This window comes from Frankia sp. CgJB1, from assembly GCF_977947065.1.
This window is the reverse complement of the sequence record NZ_CDWTNB010000212.1, coordinates 1-6,470: the sequence shown is the minus strand read 5'-3', so window position 1 is coordinate 6,470 and position 6,470 is coordinate 1. Positions and strand designations below refer to the sequence as shown.

The following is a 6,470-nucleotide window of genomic DNA, read 5'->3' as shown; positions in this document are numbered from 1 at the left end:
CGTACGCGCCGCCGGTGGCGTAGCCCACGCCGATGGCGGTGAAGGCACAGGTGAGGATGGCTATCCGCCGATCGGCGCTGTCCATCCACATCTGCACGGTCCGAGCCGCGGTGAGCGATCCGGCGGCGATGTTCTCCCCGATGAGATCGGCGGTGTACCCGTTGGCGGCCAGCCGCTTGTCGAGGCCGCGACCGTCCCTGCCGGTGTAACCGAAGTAGCCGTTCGCCGCCATGTCGGCGCTGTGCGCCTGCGCCGCGGCTGCCAGCCGGGCGTCGACCGTCAGCGCGCCGCAGCCCGCTCGGACCCGCTCGATATTGGTCAACCGGACCACCTCGGCGGCCTCGGTGCCGGTCCGGGGCGGGGCGACGGGCGGCGTCTGCGTCGAAGCCGGAGCGGGGGTGGGGGCGGGGGCGCTCGTGCCCGGTGCGACGAGGGGCGCCTGCACCGGAACCGGCAGGCGGGCATCGTCCGGCAGGCCCGCGGGCGGTTCGTCGGTCCGTGGCGGTAGCGGGGCCGTGGCCGTGGCCGTGGACAGGCCGGACGACGCCGTCGGCGATGTCCTCGCCGGCTCCGCGACCGGTTCCGGGTGCGGCTGCGTGGTCGGTTGGGCGAACGGCCCCGCGGTAAGCTCCGTGTGCGCCGCCCCGGACGGGTGCGGCGGGATGGGAGTCGCGGCGATCGTGATCTCCTGGTCGGCCCGGGCTCCCGTAGACGGCGTCGCCGACGCTGCCTTGCTGGCGGGAAACGCCTGGCAGGCCGTGGTGAGCGCCGCTGCGAGGGCGGCCACGGACGCGGCGGCGATGACGGTCGTGAATCGAACCGAACCCATAAGGCCTCCTCGGGTCTTCCCCCCCGGGAGCAATACGAGCAAAGATAACGAATTTCGCGGGTGGCGCTCCTCGCCTGTCATCTTGTGGTCCAGCCGTGGTAAGGCCGGAACCGGATGCGCTGGCCGGGCCGGCATTGCGCGGCCAGGTGCAGATCCTCGGACGCAACGACGCCCAGCATGGGATAACCCCTGGTGACCGGATGGTCGACGAGGAAGAGGACCGGCCGCCCGTCCGGGGGGATCTGGATCCCCCCGGTGACGAAGGCCTCCGAGGGTAGCTCCGCGGTGATCCGGCGCCGGTCCGACGAGCCGCACGCCGACCCGGTCGCTCTGTGCCGTCACCTCATAGGACGCGGAGAACAGCGTGGGCAGCGCGTCCGCGGTGAACCAGTCGTTGCGGGGGCCGGCGAGGACCCGCAGGGTCGGTTCGTCCGGGTACTGGGCGAGCGGGGCGAGGTCGACGGTCGGCGGGTCCGCGCTGTCGGCCGCCGGCGGCAGCTGCCGACCGGCGGTCAGCGGTTGCGGACCGATCCCGGAGAGGGTGTCACTCGATCGTGAGCCGAGCACCGGCGGGACACTGATTCCCCCGCGAATTCCGAGGTAGGTGCGCAGGCCCCGATCGGGTGCCCCGATCCGCAGCAGCGCGCCGGCGGGCACGTCCACCGGGGAGTACATGCTGATCTGGCGACCGGCGAGTTCCAGCGGGCACGGCGCGCCGGTCAGCGCGATCAGCGCCGGATCCGTGAACCGTGCGATGAGGCCGCCGTAGGTGAGCTCGACCGCCGCCGCGGTCGCGACGTTGCCGACGAGCCGGTTCGCCAGCAACAGACTGCGACGGTCGGCAGCGCCGGACCGGGTGATGCCCAGGTGCGCGAGCCCTGGCCGGCCGAGATCCTGGACCGTGGCGAACGGGCCTGGTGCGACGATTTCGATCATGAAATCTTGATCATGATATTTCGATCACGACACCGACCGGGCAGCGTCGGCGTCGGCGATGGCGTCGGCGATGGCGTCGGCGATGGTGATGGCGATGGTGATGGCGATGGCGATGAACCGCACCCGCGTGCCCGGGGCCAGCACGGCGGGCGGCTCCCGGCCGGGATCGAAGACCCGCAGGTCGGTATGGCCAATCAGCCGCCATCCGCCGGGCGAGGTCCGCGGGTAGACGCCGCTGAACTCGTCGGCGATGGCGACCGCGCCCGCGGGGACCCGGGTGCGCGGGCTGTCCCGGCGTGGCACGCGCAGCGCCGGGTCGAGGCCCGCGATGTAGGCGAAGCCGGGAGCGAAGCCACAGAACGTGACCCGGTGCCCGCCACGTACGTGCCGGTCCACGACCTGCGCCGGAGTCAGTCCGCTGAGCCGGGCGACCTCGGCCAGATCGGGGCCGTCGTAGCGCACCGGTATCGTCACGACGTCCCGGTTGAGCGGGGGACCGGCCTGCGGCCCGGGGCCGGACGAGGAATCGGGACCGGTCTGCGGCGCGAGGCCGGTCTGCGGCGCGGGACCGGGCGTGCCGGGCTGAGCCCCGGCGGCGCGCAGCAGGGCGGCGCTCAGGCGCCCGGCGTCGGTCGCCGCGGGATCGAACGCGACCAGCACCGTCCGCGCCGCGGGAACCAGTTGGATGATCCCGACCGGGGCGATCCGCCGCAGCCGCGCGTAGAGGGCCTCGGCCTCGGCCAGGCCGGCCACCTCGACGAGCAGTGCCTCGTCGCCGCAGGGCAGGATGCGCATCACGATCCTCTCAGCTGAACGGGATCAGGGGGGACACCCGCGTCGAGCAGGGCCTGGCGTAGCCGTCTGACCAGCTCGACCGCGCCCGCCGTGTCCCCGTGCACGCAGAGAGAGCGGGCGCCGACGTCCACCGGTGTGCCCTGCCGGCTGACGACCACGCCCTTGACCGCCATCCGCACGCCGCGCGCGACGACGACGTCGGGATCGTGCAGGACGGCGTCGGCCGTGCGCCGGGAGACCAGAGTGCCCGCGGCCGTGTAGGCGTGGTCGGCGAACGCCTCGCCGACCGCGGTCAGGCCGGCCTCGCTCGCGCGCCGCGCAACCACGCCGATCCGGGCAGGCCCAGGACCGGCAGCGTCGCGTCGTAGCAGCGGATGACCTCGACGACGGCCTGCGCCTGCTCCTCGTCGGTGACGATGGCGTTGTAGAGGGCGCCGTGCAGCTTGACGTAGCGGACCCGGTCGCCGGCCGTCCGGGCGAAGGCGTCCAGCGCGCCGAGCTGATAAAGGACGTCGTCACGTAGATCGTCGGGGTCCATGTCGATGCGGCGGCGACCGAAGCCGGCGAGGTCGCGGTAGCTGACCTGGGCGCCGATGCGGACTCCGCGGCGGACCGCCTGCTCGCACGTCCGCCGCATTGTCGCGGGGTCACCGGCGTGGAACCCGCAGGCGATGTTGGCGCTGGTGACCAGGTCGAGCAGGGCTTCATCCTCGGTGAGGCGCCAGACCCCGAAACCCTCGCCAAGGTCGGCGTTGAGATCGAGGGGACGCGGCGGATCCGCCGGAGGCGGTGGTGCGGCGGGATGTGCCTGTTCGGCGGGATGTGCCTGTCCGGCGGGAGGCGGTGGCTCGGCCGGGTTCGGCGGATCGGCCGCCCCGGTGGTCGCCCAGTCCGGCCGAGGTCGCTCCCGCCTGCCGGGATCTCGCTGGTCGCCCATGCTGCCAATTGTTCACCACCTCGGCACTGGCGATCCGCCCCCGTCGGCACGGTGGCGGGTGGGGGCGCGACGGGGTGGTCATAATCGTGACCTGGCCGGATCCACCCTGACCGGGACCGCCGCTCCCGCGGTGCCGATCGGCCCGTTCCGCCATTCCCGCGGGCCGGCCGACGCCCCGGTTGTCGTCGTCGAGTATGCCGACTTCGAATGCCCGTACTGCGCCCGGGCGGCTCCCGTCCTGTACGAGTTCACCGAGACCTCGCAGGGGCAGGCCCGGCTGGTCTTCCGGCACTTCTCCGGTGTTCGACGTCCATCCCTACGCGCTTACCGCGGCGCTGGCTGCGGAGGCCGCCGGGGCGCCTGGGCGGTTCTGGGAGATGCACGACCAGCTCTTCGCCCATCAGGACCGGCTGGCCGTCGGCCGGTGAATTTGGGGGACCTGAGCACGGTCTGCGGTCCCTGGACCGTGCCTGGCTCCCCACAATTCGGCTGCCGCGCGATCATGCCAGACCGGATAGGTCGGACAGGTCGGCCAGGTCGGCGTGCATCTCCCAGACCAGGATCTCGGCGGGAGCCGAGGCGCTGACCCGCTGACCGCCGGTCGCGGTGAACCGGACCGCGTCCCCGGCGCGCAGCACACCCGTCCCCTCCAGCGTCACCTCGCCCTGCGCCACGAACAGGTGCAGGTAGGGAGCCTCGGGAAGCCTGATGTCCCGACCGGGGCTGAGCCGGGCGGCGCACAGGGCCGCGAACCGGTTTCTGATCGTGATCGCGCTCTGCCCGCGGTGCCTGGCCATCCCGGACGCCACCGGTACCAGGCCGCCGCGTAGCAGCTCGTCGTCGATCTCCAGCTGCTCGTAGCCGGGGTCGATGCCCCGGCGGTCCGGTGCGACCCACATCTGGACGAAATGCACCGGCTCGTCATGCGGCTCCCCGCCGCCGTCGAGACGCCAGGAGTCGTTCTTCTCCGAGTGCAGGATCCCGCGACCGGCGCTCATCCGCTGCGCGAGTCCCGGGTAGATGACGCCGGAGTGGCCGGTGGAGTCCTGGTGCACGAGCGATCCGCGCAGGACCCAGGTGACGATCTCCATGTCCCGGTGCGGATGGGTCTCGAACCCGGTCCCGGCAGCGACCGTGTCGTCGTTGTTCATCAGCAGCAGACCGTGGTGGGTATTCGACGGATCGTAGTGATGGCCGAACGAGAAGGAATGGTGGGAGTCGAGCCAGCCGACGCGCGTCGCCGCTCTGTCGTCCGCCCGGCGAATGTCGATCCGCGGCTGTGGCTGTGGCCGCGGGCGCGGACCCGCGGAGGGGGGTGTGGCGGTAGAAGGGACCGCGGTCGGTGGGGTGGACGACCCGGGGGAGGACGGCGTGGCCCTCATGGTGAACCCTCCTTCACGGTAGGCAGGACGATGCCTGCGCAGTCCAGCGTCGTCGGGGCCACGGACATTCCACGGCTCGCGTCCCGCCCAGGCAGATGACCCGCCGGTTAGAGCAACGGAATCACATGAATGGACATATAATATGTCGATTTTGGTGACCGGATAGTGCGACCATGCGTTCCGCGCTGTGGCGGATACTGCTGTCAGATCTTGCTAGCATTCAGATCTTGCTAGCATGTTGCGCATGTCGCGCACGATCACGCTCCGGCTCTCGGATGAGGCCTACGAGGCGGTCAAGCGGTACGCCGAGGCCGAGCACACCTCGATGAACGCCTGGGTCGAGGGCGTGCTTGACGCCGAGGACATGCGCCGGCGCTGCGCCGCGCATGGGGCCTGGGTGCGGGCCGACCCGGCGGTGGCCGGTGCGGCCCTCGCCTTCGGGGAGGCCAACCAGCGGGCTCTCGCGGTGTCGGGGCTGCCCAATCTCGCCGACGCCGCCGGGTGAGGCCACCGCGGCGTGGTGAGATCTGGACCGCGGGCATCGGGCCGGCGCCGCAGGCGGTGCTGGTCCTCAGCTCCACGGTCTACAACGAGATCGCCGACGAGCCGACCGTGCTGGTCGCCCTGGTCGTGGAGCACGCCACCGACGAGGGGTTCTGCGTCGACCTGGGGGAGGGGCAGTGAGCCGTGATGGGCCTGGTCACGTTCGTGGCCAAGGCCGCCCTGGGTGAATGCCTGCGCCGGGTCGACGTCCAGACGCTCACCACCGCCAACACCATGCTGTTCAAGATCTTGGCTACGCCCGAACGTTGACCTCACGGCAACCCCGGCATCTACTATCCCCCAGACGGAGGCGCAGCCTCTTCCCGGATGATTGCCTTCAGCGTCGCGTGGACGGCGGATGGATCGGTGAGGCGTGCGGCTAGCGTCTCGATCGCGAGTTCGAGGGGAATCGCCGCGGAGAACTTGAGCCCATCGGCAGCCTCGACATCGATGGCCGGAAGAACGTCAACGAGGTCGTAACATCGAGCATTGTCCGTAGCGCGGCGGAGTTGACGTGCGGGCAAAGCCGCAGCCTGAGATCGCCGACCGGCGCGTCAGCGTCAACCAGCTCGCCGAGCCCCGAGGCGAGGGCCGAATTGGCCGCGAACCCGGCAAATGTCCACCAGATCGGCCGCTTCTCGGTGTCGCGGGTGAGGTAGGTGCGTTCGCCCGGCTCGTCACTGAAAGTGACAAAGGAATGCTGTGCGCCGAGCTTGTCCAACGCGTCGGCGGCCCGCCGGGACCGGCCTAGGTAGTGGCTCGGTTCGACCTGGACTCGTCTTCTCCGCCAGTCGACATGATTCACCTTCCAGGCACGACCGCCGAGAAGAACCACCCGCGGTCCGTGCTCCGGTCGAGCCGCGAGCGCGATCGGTGGCAGCTGGCCGAGCAGGCTACGTCCCCACCAGACCTGCACCATCGATTCGCCGGCGAAGGTTGACGTGAGGTCGAGGAAGTAGCGTCGCCCGTATTCCTTCTCCGCCCGCGGGATCTTCATTAAATAAGTTGCTCATTTGATCTGTGTTTGGGGTTCCCCTGTGGTTGCCTC

General features: G+C 70.9%; 10 protein-coding genes and 1 pseudogene. 5 read left to right on the top strand and 6 right to left on the bottom strand.

The window, feature by feature from the left end:
• From AC08OT_RS18255 to AC08OT_RS18240, 4 genes are all read right to left on the bottom strand, one after another.
• Nucleotides 1-1,765: CAP domain-containing protein (locus AC08OT_RS18255; protein ID WP_476603092.1), on the bottom strand; the 1,765-nt coding region annotated here is incomplete at its 3' end.
• A gap of 24 nt (nucleotides 1,766-1,789) precedes the next feature.
• Entirely contained in the window at nucleotides 1,790-2,560 is a 771-nt protein-coding gene (locus tag AC08OT_RS18250; RefSeq protein ID WP_476603091.1) for a 5-oxoprolinase subunit B family protein, read from the bottom strand.
• Nucleotides 2,560-2,886, bottom strand: coding sequence for a LamB/YcsF family protein (locus AC08OT_RS18245; RefSeq protein WP_476594366.1), 327 nt, complete (start codon nucleotides 2,884-2,886; stop codon nucleotides 2,560-2,562). The genes AC08OT_RS18250 and AC08OT_RS18245 overlap by 1 nt, the downstream gene beginning before the upstream one ends.
• Nucleotides 2,853-3,497, bottom strand: coding sequence for a 5-oxoprolinase subunit PxpA (locus tag AC08OT_RS18240; RefSeq protein ID WP_476594367.1), 645 nt, complete (start codon nucleotides 3,495-3,497; stop codon nucleotides 2,853-2,855). The genes AC08OT_RS18245 and AC08OT_RS18240 overlap by 34 nt, the downstream gene beginning before the upstream one ends.
• Here AC08OT_RS18240 and AC08OT_RS18235 point away from each other — a divergent pair.
• Nucleotides 3,496-3,792 (top strand): annotated as a pseudogene (locus AC08OT_RS18235) (DsbA family protein); the annotation flags it as partial. The gene AC08OT_RS18240 and the pseudogene AC08OT_RS18235 sit on opposite strands and share 2 nt — an antisense overlap.
• Before the next feature lie 4 nt (nucleotides 3,793-3,796).
• The gene (locus AC08OT_RS18230; RefSeq protein ID WP_476594372.1) at nucleotides 3,797-3,925 is read left to right on the top strand and encodes a hypothetical protein; all 129 of its coding nucleotides are present in this window, start codon (nucleotides 3,797-3,799) and stop codon (nucleotides 3,923-3,925) included.
• A gap of 72 nt (nucleotides 3,926-3,997) precedes the next feature.
• On the opposite strand, the gene AC08OT_RS18225 is transcribed toward AC08OT_RS18230, so the two are convergent.
• The gene (locus AC08OT_RS18225; RefSeq protein ID WP_476603090.1) at nucleotides 3,998-4,879 is read right to left on the bottom strand and encodes a pirin family protein; all 882 of its coding nucleotides are present in this window, start codon (nucleotides 4,877-4,879) and stop codon (nucleotides 3,998-4,000) included.
• Nucleotides 4,880-5,123: 244 nt separating this feature from the next.
• Between AC08OT_RS18225 and AC08OT_RS18220 the strand changes: the two genes are divergently transcribed.
• Genes AC08OT_RS18220 through AC08OT_RS18210 form a run of 3 tightly spaced genes read left to right on the top strand, consistent with a single transcriptional unit; the run spans nucleotide 5,124 to nucleotide 5,692 of the window.
• A complete protein-coding gene (locus AC08OT_RS18220; protein ID WP_035911300.1) occupies nucleotides 5,124-5,384 on the top strand; it encodes a toxin-antitoxin system HicB family antitoxin in 261 nt (86 codons plus the stop codon).
• On the top strand, nucleotides 5,381-5,563 hold the full coding sequence (locus tag AC08OT_RS18215; RefSeq protein ID WP_476594369.1) for a hypothetical protein: 183 nt from the start codon (nucleotides 5,381-5,383) through the stop codon (nucleotides 5,561-5,563). The genes AC08OT_RS18220 and AC08OT_RS18215 overlap by 4 nt, the downstream gene beginning before the upstream one ends.
• A 6-nt stretch (nucleotides 5,564-5,569) precedes the next feature.
• A complete protein-coding gene (locus AC08OT_RS18210) occupies nucleotides 5,570-5,692 on the top strand; it encodes a hypothetical protein (RefSeq protein ID WP_476594370.1) in 123 nt (40 codons plus the stop codon).
• A gap of 109 nt (nucleotides 5,693-5,801) precedes the next feature.
• Here the strand turns inward: AC08OT_RS18210 and AC08OT_RS18205 are convergent, their stop codons facing one another.
• Nucleotides 5,802-6,419 (bottom strand): hypothetical protein, encoded by a 618-nt coding sequence (locus tag AC08OT_RS18205; protein ID WP_476603089.1) that lies wholly within the window; start codon nucleotides 6,417-6,419, stop codon nucleotides 5,802-5,804.
• Between the last annotated feature and the right edge of the window lie 51 nt (nucleotides 6,420-6,470).